This is a genomic window from Acetobacter fallax (assembly GCF_011516735.1).
Lineage (GTDB): Bacteria > Pseudomonadota > Alphaproteobacteria > Acetobacterales > Acetobacteraceae > Acetobacter > Acetobacter fallax.
The window spans coordinates 1-22,472 of record NZ_WOSX01000048.1 but is presented as its reverse complement, the minus strand read 5'-3'; the positions used below and the strand labels follow the sequence as shown (position 1 = coordinate 22,472).

The following is a 22,472-nucleotide window of genomic DNA, read 5'->3' as shown; positions in this document are numbered from 1 at the left end:
TCAGCAGGAAGCCACGACTTCAGATCAGGCGGCAGAAGATACGGCTGAGACCGGTCAGACGGGATGAAGCTGCTCATCTCACCACCTTACAACCTTACCCCTTCACAGGGTGCCCCAACCCGACAGGCTGCTAAGCCAGTTTCCTGATGTCCACTTCCTGCTCTGTGGAACCGGAAATGAAATGACTTAAATGAAGGCGAGAGCTGACTTACAGACATGACACTCAGTTCAGTCGGTTTGTCTGGCTGCAAGTTCACAGACTTCATTACAGGCTCTCCGACCAGCGGCAATCACATAGATGATGATCCGTTCGGCGGTGACCTGATAAACAGGGCGGCAGCCATCTTTGAGAAGCCTGATCCTGTAAAACCCTGACAGGTCGCGCTCCGGCCGCCTTTGTGTGTTTGCCGGACGGGCATCGCTGTATTGCGACATGTATCTTATTTGTAACATTTCTGTATCCTGCTAATTTGTTGGTCACATAAAAATCGCGCGCAGGAACATCATGGGCATTTCGACCATTGAAGCTTTCCCGGCCATCATCGTCGTCGTGGCGACATTCTTCACCATTCATGCCCGTGCCCAGGAGAACGCCGGGTCGGCTCCGTTTATGATCAGGACTGTCATCAGCCAGAAATCCGGAGCGGCTGCGCAGGGATCAACGCCGTGGTACGGAGATCTTAAATCGTGCGAAGCTGAAGCCCGGCGTATCGGGGCCAGCCTTGGCGCGGACGCTGTCGTTCAGTGCATCGCGACGTCATCCGGTAACACCGGCAGTAACGCCCTGCCTGGCACAGCCCGGGCTTACAACATGAGCCGGGGCGTGCCGCAGGACTATGTCAGAGCTCGCCAGTGGTTCGAAAAGGCCGCCACGCCGGCAACCCGAGGGCAATGCACAACCTTGGCGATCTCTATGAACAAGGCCATGGGGTAGCAAGGGACCATACCAAAGCCCGTGAATGGTTCGGGAAAGCCACGCATGCCGGCTATATTCCGCCCCGCTGACTGCGCTTACCCGGCCGATGTCACGTTAATCGGGACTACCATATTGCCCCGCCTGAGGCATGGTGCGCCGCAGGAATGCTGCTCCGGTAAATTACAAAAACTTCGCCGGTATTCCGACAAGATTATCCCCTCCACTGGCATTCCATGGATCCCGGCCCATGGACCCTTCCTCGGTTCCGTCCATATAGTGTGACTGTATTTCAGGTTTTCTGCTGTGCTGCTATCGCGCGGCTCCGGATCCGATAATTCGTGACCACGGCGGAAGATCTTTCGGCATCGCCCGCCACGCAATACTGCCACGGATCACATACCGCAGACTGTTGAACAACTCCCGCAGATCATGATGGCGTTGTTCCGCGTCTTCTTTCATCAGAAGAAGATAAGGAAATCACAAAACGGGGTTAAACAGAACCGTCCTGCTCCCGGCGAGGCGATCATAGCAGATGGCAGTCCGCTGCCATTCCCTCATACGACCGAACACGCGCTCGATTGCAGGGCACCCGCCGCGGCCGGAGGAAAGAGCCGCTGTGCCGCCACTCCTCTCAGCGTTGACGCAATATAGCATTACCCGCTAAGAGCCCGCGTTCTGAACCAGCGAAGCCCGATTTGGCGCAACCTTACTGAGCGCCGGAGGCGCCGCCTGACCATGACCATGACTTTCGCCGATCTCGCCCTGGCGCCAGGCCTGCTCAGTGCTCTGGCCGAGGAAGGGTATGTCAGCCCGACCCCCATTCAGGCCCAATCAATCCCGATGCTCCTGGAAGGCCGCGACCTGCTGGGCATGGCGCAGACTGGTACAGGCAAGACCGCCTCCTTCGCGCTGCCGCTGCTGCATCGCCTTGCCGGGGCGCCCCGCCCCGCGCCCGCAGGCGGTGCCCGCGTCCTGGTTCTCGCACCTACGCGCGAACTGGTCTCTCAGATCGCCGACGGCTTCGAGCGCTTCGGTCGTCATCAGACGCTGAGCGTGACAACAATCTTCGGCGGCGTCAGTCAGTTCCACCAGGTCAATGCGCTCAGGGCTGGCGTGGACATCATCGTGGCCACGCCGGGACGGTTGCTGGATCTGATCGAGCAGGGCCTCTGCAATCTGTCACAGCTTGAGGCGCTGGTGCTGGATGAGGCCGACCAGATGCTCGATATGGGCTTCGCAAAACCGATCGAGCAGATCGTCGAGACGCTGCCGAAGGATCGCCATACAGTGCTGTTTTCGGCAACGATGCCGAAATCCATCGCCACGCTGGCCGAGAGCCTCCTGCGCGATCCGGCAAAGGTCGAGATCGCCCCGCCCTCAACCACCGTCGACCGGATCGAGCAGTCGGTCATGTTCCTCAATGCGGCCGACAAGAAAGAGGCCCTGCTGGCGCAGTTGCAGACGCCCGGGATCGGCCAGGCCGTGGTTTTCACTCTGCAGAAAAATATTGCCAACGAAGTCTGCGCCTTCCTCACAGAGGCGGGTGTCACGGCTGAGGCCCTGCACGGCAACAGGTCACAGGGCCAGCGGGAGCGCGCGCTGAACGCCTTCCGTGACGGAACCGTACAGGTTCTGGTGGCGACGGATATCGCAGCACGCGGCATCGACGTCGATACAGTAACGCACGTTTTCAATCACGACCTGCCGAGCCTGCCGGAAAGCTATGTCCACCGGATAGGCCGCACCGGTCGCGCAGGGCGCAGCGGCTTCGCCATTACGCTCTGCGATGCCGAACAGCGCGCCTGGCTGCATGATGTGGAGCGGGAGATCGGCCGTGCCCTGATTGTTCACGCCGATCACGAGTGGCATTCGGAAGAGGCGCAAAACTCGACCATGCGCCCTCCCGTGCTGGGCGGTGGGCCGGCAAAGAAAATCAAGCCGCCGAAAGTACGCGAGCGCAAAATGTGGACTGAGGAAGAGAAGCTCGCCGCACGGGCAGCGGCCATGACGGCCCGGGAAAAAGTCTGATCAGACTGGCGGGTGCGTCATCACGACGGAGTTTTGTCGTCCCGCCGGTGTTGCCGGTTCTCGCCAGAACAAAGGCACCTGATGTCTGCTCAGGTTCTGTTGAGAAACAGACAATTATCCTGTGCTGGCCGGCACCAGCGGCCACGTTCAGGCGACAGCGGATTGCCGGCAATCGCCCATTCCTCGTCCGTCAGGTCGCACGCATTCACTGGCCTCCGCAAAGACCAGCTTTGAATCACATCTCCAATGACCTGAAATGGTCTTTTGTCAACAGAACCTGGTCCTGGTGGCTGTCGTTTCAGCACCTTTTTGCATCACTTCAGGATTGTCAGAGGATGCTGGTCAGGCCACCTGTGCCTGCAGAAGGACGAGACAAGCCGGGTAAGAAGAGCGCCTGAACCGGAATTTCGTGCAACAGACGACGTCTCATAACCTGATGACCAGATGTTGGTCCTTTCAGTCATTACCCGGTATTCGTCGTGCTCGTCATCCCGGACAAGAGACAGAAATGGGATCATGTCCGCTTGCTGGTGATCGTAACGTCCCGCCAACACAGCACTGGAAAACCCCGCGCCATATCGCTACATGCGTGTCACCATGAATGAAGCAGACTATTCCGCGGCGGCCGCGACGGCGAAGCCGATGCCGATCCTGATTGCACCTCAGGCGATTCTTCGTCAGACGGCGCGTCCTGTTAAACCGGAGGACATGCCTTCGATCCGTGAGGGTCTGACGGGCATGTTCTCGGCGATGTATGCAGCACCGGGCATTGGCCTGGCGGCCCCTCAGGTAGGGATCGGGCTGCGTTATGCGCTGGTAGATCTGGGCGAGGAGGAAGAGCGCCAGCCGATTGTGATGATCAATCCGGAGATCCTGACCGAGAGCGAAATGATGGCTCCGCATGAGGAGGGATGTCTGTCCCTGCCGAATCAGTATGCGGAGGTGATCCGGCCTGAGTCGGTGCGGGTGCGCTATACGATGCTGAATGGCGAGACGTGTGAGCGGGATGTGGACGGGTTGCTGGGGACGTGCATCCAGCATGAGATTGACCATCTCGACGGGATTCTGTTTGTCGATCATCTGTCGTCGCTGAAGCGCAGCATGATTATGCGGCGTCTGGCGAAGGAGATGAAAGCGCGGCGCTGAGCGCGCGACCGTGGCAGTGTTTCCGGGACTCTGACCTTCATGGGCCGTCACGCGACGGCGTGCTGCGCCCGACGGCCCGGGCACCCCGGTTTGTTTAATAAAATAGTTTGCAAAGGTCCGTGACCTTTGTCGGGTCCGGGCAGAGTGCGGTCTTTTTGCGGTGACAGGTCTTAACCTGGGACCGTCATTTTCCGGGAGAGCAGAAGCCGATGCGTCTTGCGTTTATGGGTACGCCTGATTTTGCGGTACCGGCTTTGTATGCGCTGCATGATGCCGGGCATGAGATTGTGGCGGTTTATACGCAGCCGCCGCGCCCGGCCGGGCGCGGGCAGGCATTGCGTCCCTCCCCTGTTCAGCATGCGGCGGAAGCTCTGGGCATTCCGGTGCGGTCTCCGGTTCGGGTGAAGAAGAATCAGAGCGAGCTGGAGGCTTTTGCGGCGCTGGAGCCGGATGCGGCAGTGGTGGCCGCTTACGGGCTGATCCTGCCCGCGGAGATGCTGGACGCGCCGAAGCTGGGGTGTCTGAACATTCATGCCAGTCTGCTGCCGCGCTGGCGGGGAGCATCGCCGATCCAGAGCGCCATTCTGGCGGGCGATACCGAAAGTGGCGTGACGATCATGCAGATGGATATCGGACTCGATACGGGGGCGATGCTGGCTTCGGTGCCGGTTCCGATCACAGCGGAGACGACGGCGAGCACGCTGCATGATGAACTGGCGGCGCTTGGGGCGAAGATGATTGTCGAGGTGCTGGCGGAGCGGCCGGCGCCGGTGGTGCAGCCGGAAGAGGGCGTGACCTATGCGGCGCGGCTGACAAAGGATGACGGCCGGATCGACTGGCGGCAGCCGGCGGAAGTGATTGATCGTCAGGTTCGGGCGCTGACGCCGTGGCCGGGGGCGTTTACGACGCTGGGTGATGTGGTGCTGAAGATCGGGTCGGTGCAGCCGGTGGGCGCCGTGGCTGGTGGTCTTCCGGGTGAGGTGGTGGATGAGGCGCTGACGGTTGTGTGTGGCGGCGGGACGGGGCTGCGGATTACCCGGTTGCAGCGGCCGGGACGTGGAATGGTTGAGGCGGCGGCGTATCTGCGTGGCCGGCCGGTGGCTGTCGGGACGGTTCTGGGTGGTGAATAGCCTGTCATGACAGAGGCGGTGGTAACCTCCGACATGGCGCCCGAAGATGTTCAGCGCTGGGCCGTGAAGATCGAATATGACGGGACGCCGTTTGTTGGCTGGCAGCGGCAGAAGAACGGACTTTCGGTCCAGGAGTTGCTGGAGACGGCGGCCTCGCATCTTGCGGGTGGACTGGCGGTTCCGAGCATTACGGCGGGACGCACGGATGCGGGGGTTCATGCCAGCGGGCAGGTCGCGCATCTCGATTTTCCGGCGGGACTGCCGCTGGTTGAGCGGGCTGTGCGGGACGGAATTTCCTTTCATCTGAAGCCGTATCCGGTGGTTGTGCTGGCGGCGGCGCGGGTTTCGCCGTCCTGGAATGCGCGGTTTTCAGCGGTGAAGCGGCGCTATCGTTACCGGATACTCAATCGTCCCGGGCGAGCGGCGCTGGACGTGAACCGGGTCTGGCATGTGAAGTTTCCGATGGATGTCGGGGCGATGCAGGAGGCCACGCGGCTGCTGCTGGGGACGCATGATTTCACGAGTTTCAGGGCGACCTCCTGTCAGGCGAAACATGCGATCCGCACGCTGGAGCGGTTTGATGTGACGCGGGAGGGCGACGTTCTGACGTTCCATGTCGAGGCGCGGTCATTTCTGCATCATCAGGTGCGTAATCTGGTGGGCACGATGAAGCTTGTTGGCGGCGGGCACTGGTCACTGGCACGGGTTCGGGAGGCGCTGGAGGCGCGGGACCGGCGGGCGGGCGGGCCGACGGCGCCGGCTGAGGGTCTTTGTCTCGCGGGTGTGAATTACGATCCTGACCCGTTTGCGCTTGTGGCATCGGACTGAGCCGTCGCATTCCTTCACTGTAACGACCTTGCGCCGCCCTTCGGGTTGCGCCAAAGGAAGCGTTTGTCCATCCGGGACGGCTGTCATTGTCCCGCAATGGCGTGCGCGCGTCAGGTCGTCGCGTGGCGCTCATGTCCAGGGTCGAACGCACTGCAATGATTTCCCAACTCATCGGCCGGTTCATCGTCATCTGCGCGCACCGCGCTTATGTCGTGCTTACTCTTTTCCTTGTGCTTGCGGCGATGTCGGTCTGGATGAGCGTGACGCATCTGGGCGTTACGACCGACACCAGCAAGATGCTGTCGGACAAACTGGCCTGGAAACAGCGCTCCGATCAGATGGGCAAACTGTTTCCCCAGAAAGAGAATCTGCTGGTTGCGGTGATCGAGGCGGATCTTCCCGAGGAAGGCCGGGCGACGGCGCGGGCTCTGGCAGCGAAGCTTTCGGGCGATCACGGAAATTTCAACTATGTGCGTGTACCGGATGATGAGCCGTATCTGAACCGCAACGGGCTGATGTTTCTGGACACGAAGCCGCTGGAAAAGGTTCTGGATGACACGGTCTCGGCTCAGCCTTTTCTCGGGTCGCTGGCGGCTGATCCTTCGGCGCGGGGGCTGTTTGACTCGCTGGGTCTGATTGCCGAGGGCGTGAAGCGCGGGCAGGCCAACCTTGCCGGGTTTCAGACGGCTCTGACCGGATTTGCGATCAATCTGGAGGCGGCGGCTGACGGGCATCCGACGCCACTGTCCTGGCAGCGTCTTCTGGCGGGCGCGCTTTCTGACCTTAGCGGTCGCTATCAGTTCGTGATGACGCAGCCGAAGCTGGATTATAACTCATTTCAGCCTGGCGGATCGGCGACGGATGCGATGAAGGCCGCGATCAGAGATCTGGAATTCGTCCGCTCGGGCAATGCGCATGTCTATATTACCGGCGAGGTGCGGATTGACGATGAAGAGTTCGCGACCGTGGCGAAGGGCATGGTTGCGGGGCTTCTTGGGTCGCTCGCACTGGTGACGCTGTGGCTGACGCTGGCTGTGCACACATGGCGGATCATTGTCCCGATTGTGATCACCCTGGTTGTCGGGCTTCTGCTGACGACTGGTTTCGCGGCTGCGGCGGTAGGCACGCTGAATCTCATTTCGGTGGCGTTTGCCATTCTGTTTGTCGGCATCGCGGTGGATTTCGCGATCCAGTTTTCGGTTCGGTTTCGCGGGCAGCATCTGACGAAAAAAGGTCTGGCGGGGCTTGAGGAAGCGCTGTTCCACACGGGCGAGGAGACGGGGCATCAGATCCTGGTGGCGGCGCTGGCGACGGCAGCCGGGTTCCTGGCCTTTACGCCAACGGCCTTCAAGGGTGTTGCGCAGCTTGGTCTGATTGCCGGCATTGGCATGCTTGTGGCGTTCACCTGCACGATCGCGCTGCTCCCTGCCCTGCTCCGGATTTTCCGGCCATCGGTCGATCATCCGGTGACGGGCTATGTGATGATGGAGCCGGCTGACCGGATGATCCGGAAGTGGCGGTGGGTCATTCTTGGCGTATTTGGCGTTCTTGCGCTGACCGGCCTCGCGCTGATTCCGAGCCTTCGCTTCGATGGCGATCCTCTGCACACGAAAGATCCGAAATCGGAAGGCATGCGGACGCTGCATCTTCTGATGGCGAACCCTTTGTCCTCGCCTTACAGCGCCGAGTATCTGGCGCCGAACCTGGATGCGGCGAAGGCGATGGCTGACCGGGCCTCGAAGCTGCCTGAGGTTCATGATGCGATGTGGCTCGGCTCTTATGTGCCGACGGATCAGGACACCAAGCTGGCTATGATCCAGGATGCGGCGGGAATTCTGCTGCCGACACTGATTGTGGATCATCCGAAACCGACGCCGGATGCGGCGGCGATCAAGGCGTCTGCGGGGGCTGCGGCAACGGCGCTTGGCAGCGTTCTGAACGGGCTGGCGGCGAATGATCCGCTGCGGCGGATTCAGGCGGCGCTGGCGAAGCTGGCGACCGTGCCGGATGATCTGGCGGTCCGCACGAATGCTGATCTGGTCCGGTTTCTGCCGATGCAGCTGGACTCACTGAAGGATGTGCTCTCGGCGCAGCCTGTGACGATCAAAGATATACCGCCGGTGATTGCGCAGGATTATCTGCTGCCGGACGGCCGGGCACTGGTTGAGATCCATCCGCGGGGACTGATGGAGAAGAAAGGCGCTTTGCGTCGTTTTGTGGAGGCGGTGCAGACGCTGTCGCCGGACATGGCGGGCTCGGCGGTGGACATTGTGGAGGCGGCGCGGACGATCGTTCATTCCTTCACCGTGGCGGCGCTGTCGGCGATTGTGATGATTGCGATCATTCTGGTGTTTGCGTTGCGCCGGGTGCTGGATATGGGGCTGGTTCTGGCGCCGCTGATCATGTCGGCGCTGATGACGGTGATCCTGGTGGTCATGATTCCCGAGACGCTGAACTTTGCCAACATCATTGCGCTGCCGCTGCTGCTGGGCGTGGGGGTGTCGTTCAACATTTACTTTGTGATGAACTGGCGGGCCGGGGTGACATCTCCCCTCGCCTCACCGACGGCGCGGGCGGTACTGTTCTCGGCGCTGACGACGGGGACGGCGTTCGGGTCTCTGGCGCTGTCGCATCATCCGGGCACGGCGAGCATGGGGCGGCTGCTGCTGTGGTCGCTGGGCTGCACGTTGCTGGCGACGCTGGTGTTTGTTCCGGCGCTGCTGCCGACGCGACCTGAAGACAAGGCGTGATGGACGGGGTGTGACGGGCAGGGCGTGACGGTTCTGGTTGCTGATCTGCGGAGGCGAAACCCGGCTCCGCGCTGAGGGAAGCCGGACAGATGCAGCGTGCCGGACCGTCACCGGGCACCACGCTGCGCACTGATCGGAGACTGTTACCCATGTCGCGCACGCACCAGCCTGATCTGTCGAAAAGCAGTGCGGCAAAAAACAGTCTGGTCTCGTTTGCGCCCCCAACGTGCGCATGGTTTTCAAAGACCTTCAGCACTCCGACTGCGGTTCAGAGCGCGGCCTGGACAGAAATCCGTAAAGGCGGGTGTGTTCTCGTCATCGCGCCCACAGGGTCCGGCAAGACCCTCGCAGCCTTTCTGCTGGCCATCGACCGCCTCTTCAGCGCAGGCGAAACGAAAGCCACCGGGCGCCCTGAGAAGACAGTTGCGAAGACCGCCTCTGCCAGGCCGGGAACAAAGATCCTTTACATATCGCCCATCAAGGCACTCGGGGCGGACGTGCAGCGCAATCTGCGGATCCCTCTTGATGGTGTCGGCATGGAACGCGGGCAGCGGGGCGATCCTTCTGTCAGGATCACGGTGGGGATGCGGACTGGCGACACATCAGGTCCGGAACGGGCGGCGCTCGTCAGGCGGCCGCCGGACATTCTCATTACGACGCCGGAATCTCTTTACCTGATGCTCACCTCGAACGCGCGTGAGACGCTGCGTGAGGTGACGACTGTTATCATCGATGAAATTCATGCCGTTGCCGGCACCAAGCGGGGATCGCATCTTGCGTTGAGTCTGGAGCGGCTGGACCGGTTGCTGGAGCGGCCCGCGCAGCGGATCGGCCTGTCGGCCACGGTTCGCCCGGTCGATCGCGTTGCGGGCTTTCTTGGCGGGGCTCAGGCGGTCACGGTGGTCAGTCCGGGTTCGGATCGTCGGCTGGAGCTGCGCATTATCGTTCCTGTCGAGGATATGAGCGACATTCCCGCGACCGGCGGAGCGGCGGACGGGCCGGGGCAGCCAGGCCAGGTCGGTTCGATCTGGCCGCATGTCACGGCGCATATTCTGGATCAGGTGCTGGCCAGGCGGTCGACGATCGTCTTTGTCAATTCGCGGGGGCTGGCGGAGAAACTGACGGCACGGCTGAACGAGCTTTATGCGGAGCGCTGCGCGGAACAGGTGCCGGAGCTGGTTACGGAGTCCACGCATCATGACTCCTGGTCCGGGGGAACGCAGGGGCGTTCGGCGGGAGTGGCGCCGCTGATTGCACGGTCTCACCACGGATCTGTCTCGAAGGAGCAGCGGGCGGAAATCGAGGCGGCGCTGAAATCCGGTGAGTTGCGGTGTGTTGTCGCGACATCGAGCCTGGAACTCGGGATCGATATGGGACTCGTCGATCTGGTGGTTCAGGTTGGCGCGCCACCATCTGTGGCGAGCGGGTTGCAGCGCGTGGGACGCGCGGGGCATCAGGTCGGAGGTGTTTCGACGGGTCTGATTTATCCCCGGTCGCGGCGTGATCTGATTGATGCGACCGTGACGGCGCAGTGCATGCTTAAGGGCGAGCTTGAGGCGATGGTCCCGCCCTGCAACCCGCTGGACGTGCTTGCCCAGCAGACGGTCGCGGCTGTTGCGATGGACACGATCGGGGTTGAGGACTGGTACGCCACAGTCAGGCGATCCTGGCCGTTTCGCGAGCTGTCGCGAAAGGCGTTCGGGGCCACGCTTGAGATGCTGGCGGGACAATATCCTTCTGATGCGTTCTCTGAGTTTCGGCCCCGCCTGGTGTGGGACAGGAAGGAGAACACCTTAACGGCGCGTCCGGGTGCGAAGCAGCTTGCGGTGATCAGCGGCGGCACGATCCCTGATCGCGGCATGTACAGCGTCATGCTGCCGGAAGGGGAGGAAAAGGCCGGCGCGCGCAGGGTTGGCGAGCTTGATGAGGAGATGGTCTACGAGTCACGGGTGAATGATGTGATCACGCTCGGGGCGACGTCGTGGCGGATTCAGCAGATCACGAACGATCAGGTGATTGTCGTGCCTGCTCCGGGACGTTCCGCGCGTCTTCCGTTCTGGCGGGGCGATGGTCCGGGCCGTCCTGCCGAACTTGGACGGGCGATCGGGCGGTTTCTTCGTGAACTCGACACGAGGATTGCCGACAGGACGATTGAGGAGGCATCGGTTCAGCTTCTGGATACAGAGTTGAAGACTCTTGGGCTGGATGTGAATGCCGCGACGAACATCGTGCGGTATGTCGTGGAACAGCATGAGGCCACCGGCGTTCTGCCGACGGATAAAACGCTGGTGATCGAGCGCTGTCGTGACGAAACCGGTGACTGGCGCGTTATCCTGCACTCTCCTTATGGCCGGCGGGTTCATGCTGCGTGGGCGCTGGCTGTCGCGGAGCGGGCGCGCGAACATTTCGGGACTGATCCGTCGGTTGTGGCCAGTGACGACGGGATTGTGGCGCGTATTCCTGACACGGACGGGCGTGTTCCGGGACGTGAGCTGTTTCTGTTCGATCCCGATATGCTGCGGAGCCTGCTGACGACCATGGTGGGCGGGTCGGCTCTGTTTGCGTCGCGCTTTCGCGAGTGTGCGGCGCGGGCGTTGCTTTTGCCGCGTCGGACGCCCGGCAAGCGATCGCCGTTATGGCAGCAGAGGCTGCGGACGGCGCAGCTTTTGCAGGTCGCGCAGGAGCATCGTGATTTTCCAATTCTTGTTGAGGCGGCGCGGGAGTGTCTGCAGGATGTTTACGATCTGGATGCCCTGCATGACCTGATGCGCGAGCTTCGCGACGGCGGTGTTCGTCTCGCTGAAGTAACGACTGACATCCCCTCGCCTTTCGCGGCCACGATGCTGTTCGGCTATGTCGCCGAGTTTATGTACGCGGGAGATGCGCCGCTTGCGGAGCGTCGCGCCTCTGTGCTGTCCCTGGATACGGGGCTGCTTGATGACCTGCTGGGCCAGGTGGATTTCAGCGAAATCCTCGATCCGGACGTTGTTGAGCGCGTCGGGCAGGAATTGCAGCGGACCCTGCCGGATCGGCGTGTCAGCAGCGCTGAAGGTGTGGTGGATTTGCTGCGCGAACTGGGGCCGATGACGCTCGCCGGAATTCTCCGGCGCGTGGCGGAGGCGGAAACAGACGCCGTACGCGACTATCTTGCCCGACTGGAGCAGGCGGCGCGGGTAATCCCGGTTGAGATTGCCGGTGATAAGCACTGGGCGATTATCGAGGATGCGGGCAGATTGCGCGATGCGCTTGGTGTGCGGTTGCCGGATGGGATTCCTGCTGTTTTCCTCCGTGCTTCCGGTGATGCGCTGCGGGATCTCGTGGCGCGATATGCGCGGACGCATGCGCCCTTCACCACCGGGGCAGTGGCGGCGCATTTCGGGCTTGGCGCGATTGTGGCGGAGGGGGCTCTTGAAGAGCTTCGTGATCGCAGTCTGGTTCTGACGGGCAGTTTCGGAATTGAGCGGCGATCTGAAGAGCAGGCATCTTCCCCCGTTGCCGAAACGCCTGTTGCGAAACATGAGTGGGTTTCTGAAGATGTTTTCCGTCGGCTTCGCCTGCGTTCGCTGCGGGCGGCGCGGGAGGCGACCCGGCCTGTATCGCCTTTTGTCTATGCGCGGCTTGTTCCCGAACGCCATTATCTGACGGGTGGTGACCCGGCATCCGGCGGGCCGGTCCCGGGTCATGGGGGGCTGGAGGGAACGGAGGGGGTGATCCGGGTTGTCGAACAGCTGGCGGGGCTGCCACTGCCGGCTTCGCTCTGGGAGATGCATATTTTCCCCGTGCGTGTGCGCGACTACGTGCCGGCCATGCTGGACGGACTTCTGGCCAGCGGCGATGTCATCTGGGTCGGGCACGAAGTTATCGGCGAGAATGACGGGCTTGTCTCCCTGCATCTGCGCGACATCGCCGGGCAGACGCTGCCTGCCCGGCCGTCCGTTTCGCCGGAAGAGCTGCCGCCGCTTCAGGCCCGGATTCTGCACATCATGGCTGATGGCGGTGCGTTTTTCGTTCGGCAGCTATGGGATCTGATGCAGCAGGATGCGGGAACGGTTGCTGCATCCGATGTGCGGGCTGCTCTCTGGAGCCTGGTCTGGATGGGGTGTGTCTCCACGGATACGTTTGCGCCGCTGCGGGTGCTCACGGGTTCCCGCAAACCGCGCGGAGAGCGTGCCGCGCCCGCCAGGCGACCGTATTCCGGGATATGGGCGCCGGCTTCGCGGCTTCGCGCGCCCGGTTCCTTTCTTCGCGGTTCTTCGACGCAGGATGATGTCATGATGCCGGGTCGCTGGTCTCTGGTCCCGCTCGAACCTTGCACGGATACCGTGCGCGGACTGGCGCTCGTGGAAAGGTTTCTGGACAGGTATGGCATTGTCACACGTGGAGCGGCGGTTGCCGAGGCGGTAAGTGGCGGTTTTCCGGCTCTGCAACCGCTTTTGCGTGGCATGGAGGATGCGGGGCATATTCTTCGGGGGCGGTTTGTCGAGGGGCTTGGTGGCGCTCAGTTCGCGGATCGTGACACGATCGACCGTCTCAGGGATCTGGCTGCCGCATCCCCCGCGGAACCGGTTGTGCTGGCATTGTCCGCTCTCGATCCTGCCTGTCTGTATGGCGCGATCCTGCCCTGGCCGGCGCACCCCACAGGCGTAAAGCCGACGCGGCGGAAAGGGGCCATTGTCGTTCTGTGCGATGGTCGGCTCATGGTCTTTCTGCCGCCAGGCAGACGGATGATGCTGACGTATTTCGACCAGGACGATCCCGGCTATCCGGCTCAGATCATGGCATCAGTCGCTGCGCTCGCAGCGGCGCTGAAACGAGAAAAAAGAGCCATGTTCACACTGGAAACGATTGATGGTGAACCGGCAACGAGGTCACCCGCAGCAAACAGCCTTCGTCAGGCCGGCTTTTCTTCCCTGCCGAAAGGGTTGGGATGGCGTGGGTGACGGGATCTGCTTTTACAGAAAAGCCGGTTGCAAACGCGAATACACTGCCTTTCATTGCGGTCAACAGGGAGATCGGGTTATCGGTAACGGGAACTTATCGCGGCACAGCATCAAATTCCGAGGCGCACTATTCCTGTGATTATGCCGGGCGTCCGTCTTACAATTATTCTGACATGTATGGCCGCACACGCTGGTCGGGCTGGATGCCAGGTTTCAGGGCTCAGCCCTGAAACGATCTGTGATCAGCCCAATCGATTTACTGAACTGCAGCCGGACAGAACAGCACACGAAGCGAGCGAACGCCCTGCGCTCCGTGAACGAGGACGCCTTCGATGTCGGCGGTGGCGGACGGACCTGTCTGGAACACGGCGTAGTTATGGTCCCGGAGTTCCGGACGCTTATAGGCGTGATGGAGGTTCGGGACGATCTGCTTCGGGTCCAGCAGAACGATCAGGTGCTGCGGCAGGAAGCCCGCGGTGTTGACGATCAGTTCGTCATCCGTGAGGCAGACCGTTCCGGTCTCGGCCACACCGAAAGCGGCGCGCACAACCCCGATTTCGACATCCGCGAGAGATACAGGGGCCATGTCGGAAAGGATGGCCCGAATCTGAAGCGACGGATCACCGTGGAGTTCGGGGACGCAGGTGGCGATGATGCCTTTATCGGTGATGGCGGCGCGCAGTGCGGCGATGGGGTCGCCATCCTTCACCTCCAGGACTGAGCCACCCATTTTACCCAGCATTTCGATGAAAGGGGGGACCAGATCGTCGGGGGCATTCGCATCGAAAAGCGGGACATCCGGCAGCGGTGGCTGAATATTCGGGCGGTTGGCGCGGATGGCGGCGAAGATGGCCGCGCGGCTTTCACTGCTCATGACTTCTTTCCATTTTTACCGCGATTTTTCTTATACCACTGATGGAATGTTTCCTTTGGCACGGAGGGCATTTCGCGTCCGCGTGTCCAGGTGTTCATGCGATTATAGACGATAAAGCGCGGCAGATAACGCAGTGCGCTGTCGGCTGTGGGCAGGCTGGCGCGATAGAGCTTTGGCGAGGCCAGAAGCATGCCGGCGGCTTTCATCATGGTCTTTTTAAAGGCCGGGATTTCGTGATTTTCGGCCATTACCCTGCGCCAGTCCGCGATCTGCTCGTGGATATTGATTTTCACCGGGCAGACATTGGTGCAACTGCCATTCAGCGTCGAGGAGAAGGGCAGCGTTGAGTATTTATGACGGTTAAAGGTCGGGTCAATAATCAGGCCGATCGGGCCGGCATAGGTGGCGCCGTAGCTGAGGCCACCGGAGCGGCGGAAGACCGGGCAGGTGTTCATGCAGGCGCCACAGCGGATGCATTTCAGCGATGTCCAGAACTTTTCCATGCCGAGGCGATCGCTGCGACCATTATCGACGAGGACGATGTGCATCTCGCCGCCTTTGCGCGGGCCACGGAAATGCGAGGTGTATTGCGTGATCGGCGAACCCAGCGCACTGCGGGACAGCATGCGAACGAAGACGGCGGCATCATCACATTTCGGGATAATTTTCTCGATACCGACGGAGACGATGTGCAGGCCGGTGGTGTTGGCCGACAGATCGGCATTGCCTTCGTTCGTGCAGACGACCACGGAGCCGGTTTCGGCAATGGCGAAATTGCAGCCTGTCATGCCGGCATCCGCGCCGATGATCAGCGGCCGGGTGTGATCCCGCTGCTGTTCCGTGAGATAGGCGACGTCTGAATCATTGGGGTCAGAGCCGATTGTTTTCGCGAATACGGCGGCGACATCAGTGCGGAGTTTATGCACTGCGGGGACAACGACATGGCTTGGAGCTTCATCGTCGAGCTGCTGGATGCGCTCGCCAAGATCAGTTTCGACGACTTCGATGCCGTGCTCACCCGCATATTCCCGAAATCCACATTCCTCGGTGAGCATGGATTTACTCTTGATGAGGCGCTTCGCGTTCTTTGAGCGAAGAATGTCGATGACGATGGCGTTGTGCTCGGCGGCGTCCTTCGCCCAGTGAACATGCACGCCATTGGCTTTTGCATTCTTCTCGAATTCTTCGAGATAGGTATCGAGATGGGTCAGGGTATGGGTTTTGATATCCGAGGCGAGTTGCCGGAGATCTTCCCATTCCTCAATCTGATCTTTTTGCCGGTCCCGCTTCTGCCGCAGATCCCAGAGCCGCTGATCGTGCATGGCCAGATGTTCGGGAGCAGCCATGAAGCGCTTCGCCGCTTCAGCCTGATCGATCGGGTGATTGCCGCGAATCACGGCGCCACGCGGCTGAGGTTCCGGGCCACGGGCCGGCATGGTGACGCTGGCACCGGCGCCATGAGTGAGATTTGCGGACGCGCCTTCGGATGTGCGCCCGGCGGGCGTGGTGGGTTTCGGCGGCGTGCTCATATGCGTGCCCCGTTCAGGATCTGCGAAATGTGGATGTATTTCTGCGGAAGGTGGAGGCGTTTCGCGCAGCCTTCCTGGTGCATCAGGCAGGAACTGTCTGATGATGTCACATATTCGGCGCCTGAGCGGGCCTGATCGCGGGCCTTGTCCTGACCCATGCGGGCGGAGACGGCTTCCTCGAACACGGAAAAGGTGCCGCCGAAGCCGCAGCATTCATCCGGGCGGGCGATGGAGACGAGTTCGAGTCCTTTGACCTTGTCGAGAAGATCACGAGGTTTCGAATACTGTGCTTCTCTCAACTCGCTCATGCTGGCGATATTGAGGCCGCGCAGGGCATTACAGTTATTGTGCAGGACGACTTTGTGCGGGAATTCCGCCCAGGGGAAAGCATCGACCTTCAGAATGTCATGAAGGAACTCGACCAGTTCATAAGTGCGGGCACGGACCTGTTTCACGTCATCGGTCTGTTCGGGAGCGTCGAAATTGTGCCGGACGTGGTTCACGCAGCTTCCGGACGGCGCCACGATGTAATCATGACCGCTGAAATTGCGGACGAAAAGTTCTTCAGTGGCACGGGACTCTTCATGACATCCGGTATTGGTCATCGGCTGACCGCAGCAGGTCTGATCGAACGGATAATCGACTTCGACGCCAAAGCGTTCCAGCAGTTCGAGGGTCGCCTGCCCGACCTCCGGGTGAAACGCATCGACGTAACACGGAACGAATAACCCTACTCGCATGAACTCTTCCTCATGGTGGCCGGAGCCTCCTGACGGATACCGGGCCAGATTACGACACCGGATTGCCCGGATCCTGTTCTTTTGTCGAGTTCAGGCGTCGTCAATGCCTGTTTTCTTTTCCGCCATCCACGCGCGCTGTGAGCGGACGGACACTGGAGCGACGGAAAGCCAGACCGGTTATGAACGCTACCGGCCGGGTCCGGTGATGAATTTGTCGTGGGAAACGTGATTCGGCACCCCAAAACAAAAAACCGCCGCCCGGACTGGCCGGACGGCGGATTCTGCCGTGGTTTTCAGCTGACGTGCGGCGGACGACCGTTCGCAGCAGCGACCTTTTTGCCCCAGCGAACCAGGGTGTCGGTGCAATCTTCCGTGGCGATGCTGCACTCGATAAGGGTCGGACCTTTTTTGTTAGCTTTTGCCTTTGAGATGGCATCGGCCAGTTCCGCGCCTGTGCGGGCATGCAGACCAAGACCATGACCGTCTTCAGCATTGAACGCCTTGATCAGACCAGCGTAGTCCCAATTCTTGATGTAGTTATACGGACCGTCATGGATTTTGATCTCGATGACATATCCCCGGTTGTTGATCAGGAAGATAATCACAGGGATCTCGTAGCGGACCATCTGCGCGACTTCCTGCGCCGTCAGCTGGAACGATCCGTCACCAACCATCAGCACGTGCTGACGATCCGGCTCGGCGTAGGCGGTGCCAAGCGAGGCTGGCACGGACCAGCCGATGCTGCCCCACTGCATTTCGGTCTCGACGCGCGCGCCGCCTGGCAGTGTCATACGGATCGCATTGAACCAGCTGTCACCCGTCTCTGCGGTCAGCGTGGTCTTGCTATCCAGCAGGCCGTTGATCTGGCGCGCCATTTCATCATTGGTCAGCGGCGCTTCCGGAGCGGAGCCCGGGATGACTTCCGGCAGCAGCTTCGTGCTTTCGACCGAAGCCGTGCGGCGCGGAGCCTTCTCCGACAGGGCAGCGATGAACGCGCCCAGGTGGAAGCCGGTGAAGCTCTGACCGTCGACGGTGACTTCATTCAGATCCGCGAGCAGCATGTTTTTCGCGTCGGGCTGCGACTGCCAGCCGACCGTGGCGTAGTCGTTGAAGATCGGGGCCAGACAGATCACGCCATCGGCTTTCTCGATCACGTCCTGCGCGCCGTTCGTGCTGACTTCACCCCAGTAAACGCCGCGGAAGGACGGGTGGTTTTCCGGGAAGAAGCTTTTGGCTCCGGCCATCACGGTGACAGCGCAACCGATCCGCTCGGCCAGGGCGACGACCGGCTCAAGCGATCCCAGGGTGCGGACACGGCTGCCAACGAGGATCGCCACGTTCTTGCGGGTCTCGATAAACGTACAGGCGGCTTTGATCGCGGCGTCGAGGCTGACCTTATCCGGCGTGGTCTCGGCGAGCAGGCCGGAGACTGGCCCTGGACGCGTGCAGGGTGCTGCGGCGAGATTGCACGGAACCTCGATATAGGCCGGCTTGCGCAGACGCAGGGCCGTGCGGATCGCGTTATCGATCTGGGCCGGTGCGTTTTCAGCGGAGCGGAGGATTTCCGTGGCACAAGTCACATGACGGACCATCTCGGCCTGATAGCCATAATCCGTCGTGCCGATCGTGTGATGCAGGATATGTCCCGCGCCCTGATCGTTGGTGTTGGGACCACCGGAAATGAAGATCACCGGCTGGCTTTCAGCGTAGGCGCTGCCGATGGCATTGATGGCCGAGAGGGCGCCGACGTTGAAGGTGATGACCATGGCTGCCGCGCCATTCGCACGGGCATACCCTTCGGCGGTGTAGCCGCAGTTCAGCTCGTTACAGCTGTAGATCTGCTTCGTTGAGCCTTCTTCGAGAAGCTGGTCGAGCAGAACGAGGTTGAAGTCGCCGGCGACCGCGAAGTGGTGCTTCAGGCCGATCTGACCGAGCCGCTCGGACAGGTAGTTTCCGACTGTGTAAGTTTTTGTCATGGGTTTTGGATCCCCTGCGTGAAGATGGGAGCGGCTGGTTGCCGGTCTCCGTTTCAACGATGGGGCGTAGTCTGATCCCTGATGGTTCCGATGACCAGTATATGGAAATGGTGCAATCTATATCTTTTCGATATGGATCTGGGTGTGTGGAGATGGTTGTCACGTAAAACAGAGATTTTGCTCACGTTCCGTGTGATCTGTGATTTTTCAAAGGGTTACCAGAATCCGGGCTCTGCCTGAACCCGGCAGAGACCGCAGGCCCCTGCGCCCCGGCCTGTTTAAGCAAAGGCGAGCCTTTGCCGCATTCCGGGGCGGAGACCTGTCCGCCTCACAGGGTCAGAGACCTGCCTCCTGGCATGACATCCCCGACGTCAGACTTTATCGACTGAGGCCCTGTAGATTTTGTCGATGGTTTTTGAGAGTGCCGCGTCGAAATCGGCGTCGCTCATATCCGCTTTCAGGCCACCCAGCAGAGCGCGGGAAAAACTCGCGATCATCCCGTGATTATGTGACAGACGGGTGCAGGCGTCATCCAGAGAATAGCCGCCTGACAGCGCCACGAGACGCTCGACGCGGGGATGTTCGGCGACATCTTTGTAGAGGTCAGCCTTGTCAGGAATCGTGACCTTGAGCATGACTTTGTAGTCGCCCGGCAGCGCGTCGAGACCTTTGAGCAGTTCATCGTGCAGGATGGCTTCCGCGCCCGGCTTGTCGGGGCTCTTCACGAGCACTTCCGGCTCAAGAATCGGCACGAGGCCGTGGGCTGCGATCTGCTGTGCGAGATCAAACTGCTGCTTTGCGATGGCCGCGATGCCCTCGCGGTTCGGCAGATTGACGACCGAGCGCTCCTTGGTACCGTAGACACCGAGTTTGACGGCACGGGCCAGAAGATCATCGAGACCCGGAATCGGCTTCATGAGGCTGACGCCGTCTTTTTCGGCTTCGAGGCCTTTATCGACTTTCAGGAACGGCACAACGCCGCGATCTTCCCACAGATAAGACGGAACGGGCTTGCCCTTCGCCTCACCGTCCATCGTGCGTTCGAACAGGATCGCGCCGATAACCTTGTCACCGTTGAACGAGGGTGCCGTGATGATGCGGACGCGCATTTCGTGGACGAGGCGGAACATCTCCTCGTCGCCGGAGTACGCGGTTTCCATGATGCCATACTGGGCAAGGGCGCGGGGGGTGGAGCCGCCGCTCTGGTCGAGCGCTGCGATAAAGCCACCCTTATCGGACATCTGGGTTTTCATCCGGTCGCTGGACATTGTTCTTACCTTTTTCAACACGTGATGAGAATCTGAAACGCACTACCGGCACCCCGACACATCCGCATCAGCACATAGTACCGCGCCGGAGGACCGTTTTATCCGGTCAGGGAGCGGGCGCGGTCACGGGGCACCGGCCGGCACGATTCAGTCCCGGCAGACCTGGACAATTACACGACGCGCACGCCGAATCCAGCACCGGCCATCAGGGAATCGTCACGAAAAAAGAGACAATACTGCGACGGGCTTTGTGGCGGGGCTCTCCGCATGAACTGTTTGTGACGGGCGAACTGAGGCTCCCGCGTCGGAGAAGAGCGGCGGTACATCCGAAAGACGATTCGTGAGGAAACACAGAGCCGCGCGGATCGCCATGTTTTCAGAGCCGGCTGAAGTCCGGCGAGTCTCTTCAGGCGACCTCGCGTGGCCCGTCCGGCCGACGGGAGGAGGCTCTAATCGCCGCTGCCCTCCAGCACGCGGCGGGTGAGTTCAACAGATGGGACAGTTTCCGGCATGGCCATCGGGGGCTTTTTGGGGGCCAGATACCAGCCGACGGACAGAATCAGCCCGATGAGCGGGATGGCGGCCACTGTGTAGGTGCCGGCGGGATAATCCCATGCCATCAGAGCAACGACGACGACGAGAAAACCGAGCGAGGCCCAGGCGGACACGGGAGCTGCTGGCATCGGGAACGTCGGCGCGGGATAGCGGCCCTGGGCCACAGCGCGCCGAAACGAGATCTGGCAGGCCAGGATAATGGCCCACTGGCCGATCACGCCGACGGCCGCGAAGCTCAGCACGATCTCGAAGACGTCTTTCGGGACAACATAGTTCAGGACGACGCCGATCAGATAGATGACGACCATCAGCATGATGGCGGCCGACGGCACGGCATTTTTGTTCATGTGGGTGAGGACACGGGGAGCGGACCCGCCCAGGGCAAGGGCACGGAGAACGCGGCTTGTCGAATAGAGACCGGAGTTCAGGCTGGAGAGGGCGGCGGTCAGGACGACAATGTTCATGGCGGTGTCGGCGTAGGGCACGCCGAGGGCCTGAAAGAAGGTGACGAACGGGCTGACGCCGGCGTGGTAGGCCGTCCAGGGAAGCAGGCAGACCATCAGCACGACCGAGCCGACATAAAACAGGGCGATACGCCAGATTACGCTGTTGATCGCGCGCGGAACGATGGAGCGGGCGTCCGCGCATTCGCCTGCCGCGGTGCCGATGAGCTCGATGCCGGAATAGGCGAAGACCACGCCCTGCGTGAGGGCCAGCGCGGCGAGAAGACCGTGAGGGAACAGGCCGCCATTGTCGCTGATGAGATGCAGGCCGGTGGTGTGGCCATCGAGCGGCATGCGGGTGCCGAGAATCACGCTTCCGACAACGAGAAAGATGACAAGCGCGATGACTTTGAGGAGCGAGAACCAGAATTCCATCTCACCGAAATATTTCACGCCGATGAGATTCATGCTGGTGACGACGCAGAGGGCGATGAGGGCGAAGACCCATTGCGGCACGGCGCCAAACGGAGCCCAGAAATGCATATACATCGCGACGGCGGTGATGTCGGCGATGCCGGTCATGGACCAGTTCAGGAAGGCCATCCAGCCTGCGACGAAGGCAGATTTTTCTCCCAGGAACTCCTGGGCGTAAGCGACGAAACTGCCGCTTGTGGGCCGGTGCATGATGAGTTCGCCAAGCGCCCGCAGGATCAGAAAAGCGAAGAAACCGCAGACCAGATAGACGAGGGCCAGCGACGGGCCACCACTTTGCAGGCGGGCGCCGGCGCCAAGGAAAAGGCCCGTGCCGATGGCGCCGCCGATGGCGATCATCTGGATCTGCCGTCTGCCGAGACCTTTATGGTAACCGTCCGCGTTTTCGGCACCGGGGGTGGTTGTGTCCTGTGCGTTCATTCCGTCCAGCATGCTGTTGTTGCGTCTCCGCTTCCGGTCTTTGTGCGCCCTGCTCCGGCGGGGAAGTGCCCTGCCGGGTCTGCCTTGTATCCCACAATCATGCGAGATCGTAACGATGTCCAATGGTAATCACCGGCTTCGCTGCTGGCGGGGGTGTTTAGGGGTTTTAAGGGGAAGTGGAAAGTTTTCAGGAAGGGAGGATTTGCGGAGGGGGGCGCTGCGTTGTGTCCGGGCGCGAGGAGCAGCTACCGGCATATTGCTTTATTCTGGACGGTTATACGATTTGCAATACGGGTGGTCTGGCGGGGAATGCTGAATGTCTGCTGTTAGAGCATAATCCGATCAGTCTGGTTCATATCCGGCGGCGGTGAAGCACGCTGCGGCCTGGCGATGAGAGATATCGTCAATTGCTCCACAGACGGTATCTTGAAGAGCGT

15 protein-coding genes and 1 pseudogene are annotated in these 22,472 nt (G+C 61.0%); 9 read left to right on the top strand and 7 right to left on the bottom strand.

What is annotated here, in order from left to right:
* Positions 1–505: 505 nt before the first annotated feature.
* Both GOB85_RS16055 and GOB85_RS19815 read left to right on the top strand, forming a co-directional pair.
* A complete protein-coding gene (locus GOB85_RS16055) occupies positions 506–934 on the top strand; it encodes an SEL1-like repeat protein (protein WP_173578512.1) in 429 nt (142 codons plus the stop codon).
* Positions 892–1,005 (top strand): SEL1-like repeat protein, encoded by a 114-nt coding sequence (locus GOB85_RS19815; RefSeq protein ID WP_173578511.1) that lies wholly within the window; start codon positions 892–894, stop codon positions 1,003–1,005. The genes GOB85_RS16055 and GOB85_RS19815 overlap by 43 nt, the downstream gene beginning before the upstream one ends.
* Before the next feature lie 244 nt (positions 1,006–1,249).
* Here GOB85_RS19815 and GOB85_RS16045 read toward each other — a convergent pair.
* A pseudogene (locus GOB85_RS16045) lies at positions 1,250–1,390 on the bottom strand (transposase); the annotation flags it as partial.
* Positions 1,391–1,651: 261 nt separating this feature from the next.
* On the opposite strand from GOB85_RS16045, the gene GOB85_RS16040 reads away from it, so the two are divergent.
* The 7 genes from GOB85_RS16040 (at position 1,652) to GOB85_RS16010 (ending at position 13,968) form a co-directional block, all read left to right on the top strand.
* Positions 1,652–2,944 carry a DEAD/DEAH box helicase gene (locus tag GOB85_RS16040; RefSeq protein ID WP_173578510.1) on the top strand — a complete coding sequence of 431 codons (1,293 nt, stop codon included), beginning with the start codon at positions 1,652–1,654 and terminating at the stop codon, positions 2,942–2,944.
* A 597-nt stretch (positions 2,945–3,541) separates the two neighbouring features.
* On the top strand, positions 3,542–4,090 hold the full coding sequence (gene def, locus GOB85_RS16035) for a peptide deformylase (protein ID WP_173578509.1): 549 nt from the start codon (positions 3,542–3,544) through the stop codon (positions 4,088–4,090).
* A 209-nt stretch (positions 4,091–4,299) separates the two neighbouring features.
* Positions 4,300–5,220 carry a methionyl-tRNA formyltransferase gene (fmt, locus tag GOB85_RS16030; protein ID WP_173578508.1) on the top strand — a complete coding sequence of 307 codons (921 nt, stop codon included), beginning with the start codon at positions 4,300–4,302 and terminating at the stop codon, positions 5,218–5,220.
* Between the two features lie 6 nt (positions 5,221–5,226).
* Positions 5,227–6,048, top strand: coding sequence for a tRNA pseudouridine(38-40) synthase TruA (gene truA / locus GOB85_RS16025; RefSeq protein ID WP_242011574.1), 822 nt, complete (start codon positions 5,227–5,229; stop codon positions 6,046–6,048).
* Between the two features lie 155 nt (positions 6,049–6,203).
* A complete protein-coding gene (locus tag GOB85_RS16020) occupies positions 6,204–8,798 on the top strand; it encodes an MMPL family transporter (protein WP_173578513.1) in 2,595 nt (864 codons plus the stop codon).
* A gap of 149 nt (positions 8,799–8,947) precedes the next feature.
* Positions 8,948–13,738: an ATP-dependent helicase gene (locus GOB85_RS16015; RefSeq protein WP_173578507.1), complete on the top strand. Its 4,791-nt coding sequence runs from the start codon at positions 8,948–8,950 to the stop codon at positions 13,736–13,738.
* A complete protein-coding gene (locus GOB85_RS16010; protein WP_173579003.1) occupies positions 13,726–13,968 on the top strand; it encodes a hypothetical protein in 243 nt (80 codons plus the stop codon). Before GOB85_RS16015 ends, GOB85_RS16010 begins: the two co-directional genes overlap by 13 nt.
* Before the next feature lie 26 nt (positions 13,969–13,994).
* On the opposite strand, the gene GOB85_RS16005 is transcribed toward GOB85_RS16010, so the two are convergent.
* The 6 genes from GOB85_RS16005 to GOB85_RS15980 form a co-directional block, all read right to left on the bottom strand.
* Positions 13,995–14,612: a LutC/YkgG family protein gene (locus tag GOB85_RS16005; protein WP_173578505.1), complete on the bottom strand. Its 618-nt coding sequence runs from the start codon at positions 14,610–14,612 to the stop codon at positions 13,995–13,997.
* On the bottom strand, positions 14,609–16,048 hold the full coding sequence (locus GOB85_RS16000; protein WP_242011576.1) for a lactate utilization protein B: 1,440 nt from the start codon (positions 16,046–16,048) through the stop codon (positions 14,609–14,611). Before GOB85_RS16000 ends, GOB85_RS16005 begins: the two co-directional genes overlap by 4 nt.
* A gap of 89 nt (positions 16,049–16,137) precedes the next feature.
* On the bottom strand, positions 16,138–16,881 hold the full coding sequence (locus GOB85_RS15995; RefSeq protein WP_173578503.1) for a (Fe-S)-binding protein: 744 nt from the start codon (positions 16,879–16,881) through the stop codon (positions 16,138–16,140).
* A 293-nt stretch (positions 16,882–17,174) separates the two neighbouring features.
* A complete protein-coding gene (locus tag GOB85_RS15990; RefSeq protein ID WP_173578502.1) occupies positions 17,175–18,857 on the bottom strand; it encodes an alpha-keto acid decarboxylase family protein in 1,683 nt (560 codons plus the stop codon).
* 371 nt (positions 18,858–19,228) lie between these two features.
* The gene (locus GOB85_RS15985) at positions 19,229–20,125 is read right to left on the bottom strand and encodes a fructose bisphosphate aldolase (RefSeq protein WP_173578501.1); all 897 of its coding nucleotides are present in this window, start codon (positions 20,123–20,125) and stop codon (positions 19,229–19,231) included.
* A gap of 449 nt (positions 20,126–20,574) precedes the next feature.
* Complete coding sequence (locus GOB85_RS15980) at positions 20,575–22,047, bottom strand: amino acid permease (protein ID WP_173578500.1); 1,473 nt, start codon at positions 22,045–22,047, stop codon at positions 20,575–20,577.
* Positions 22,048–22,472 lie beyond the last annotated feature (425 nt).

Coding starts and splice junctions, on each gene's coding strand:
- fmt (WP_173578508.1), top strand. CDS start 4,300: ATGCGTCTTGCGTTTATGGGTACGCCTGATTTTGCGGTACCGGCTTTG.
- GOB85_RS15995 (WP_173578503.1), bottom strand. CDS start 16,881: ATGCGAGTAGGGTTATTCGTTCCGTGTTACGTCGATGCGTTTCACCCG.
- GOB85_RS15990 (WP_173578502.1), bottom strand. CDS start 18,857: ATGACAAAAACTTACACAGTCGGAAACTACCTGTCCGAGCGGCTCGGT.
- GOB85_RS16000 (WP_242011576.1), bottom strand. CDS start 16,048: ATGCCGGCCCGTGGCCCGGAACCTCAGCCGCGTGGCGCCGTGATTCGC.
- GOB85_RS16005 (WP_173578505.1), bottom strand. CDS start 14,612: ATGAGCAGTGAAAGCCGCGCGGCCATCTTCGCCGCCATCCGCGCCAAC.
- GOB85_RS16040 (WP_173578510.1), top strand. CDS start 1,652: ATGACCATGACTTTCGCCGATCTCGCCCTGGCGCCAGGCCTGCTCAGT.
- GOB85_RS15980 (WP_173578500.1), bottom strand. CDS start 22,047: ATGCTGGACGGAATGAACGCACAGGACACAACCACCCCCGGTGCCGAA.
- truA (WP_242011574.1), top strand. CDS start 5,227: ATGACAGAGGCGGTGGTAACCTCCGACATGGCGCCCGAAGATGTTCAG.
- def (WP_173578509.1), top strand. CDS start 3,542: ATGAATGAAGCAGACTATTCCGCGGCGGCCGCGACGGCGAAGCCGATG.
- GOB85_RS16020 (WP_173578513.1), top strand. CDS start 6,204: ATGATTTCCCAACTCATCGGCCGGTTCATCGTCATCTGCGCGCACCGC.
- GOB85_RS16055 (WP_173578512.1), top strand. CDS start 506: ATGGGCATTTCGACCATTGAAGCTTTCCCGGCCATCATCGTCGTCGTG.
- GOB85_RS16015 (WP_173578507.1), top strand. CDS start 8,948: ATGTCGCGCACGCACCAGCCTGATCTGTCGAAAAGCAGTGCGGCAAAA.
- GOB85_RS19815 (WP_173578511.1), top strand. CDS start 892: ATGCACAACCTTGGCGATCTCTATGAACAAGGCCATGGGGTAGCAAGG.
- GOB85_RS15985 (WP_173578501.1), bottom strand. CDS start 20,125: ATGTCCAGCGACCGGATGAAAACCCAGATGTCCGATAAGGGTGGCTTT.
- GOB85_RS16010 (WP_173579003.1), top strand. CDS start 13,726: ATGGCGTGGGTGACGGGATCTGCTTTTACAGAAAAGCCGGTTGCAAAC.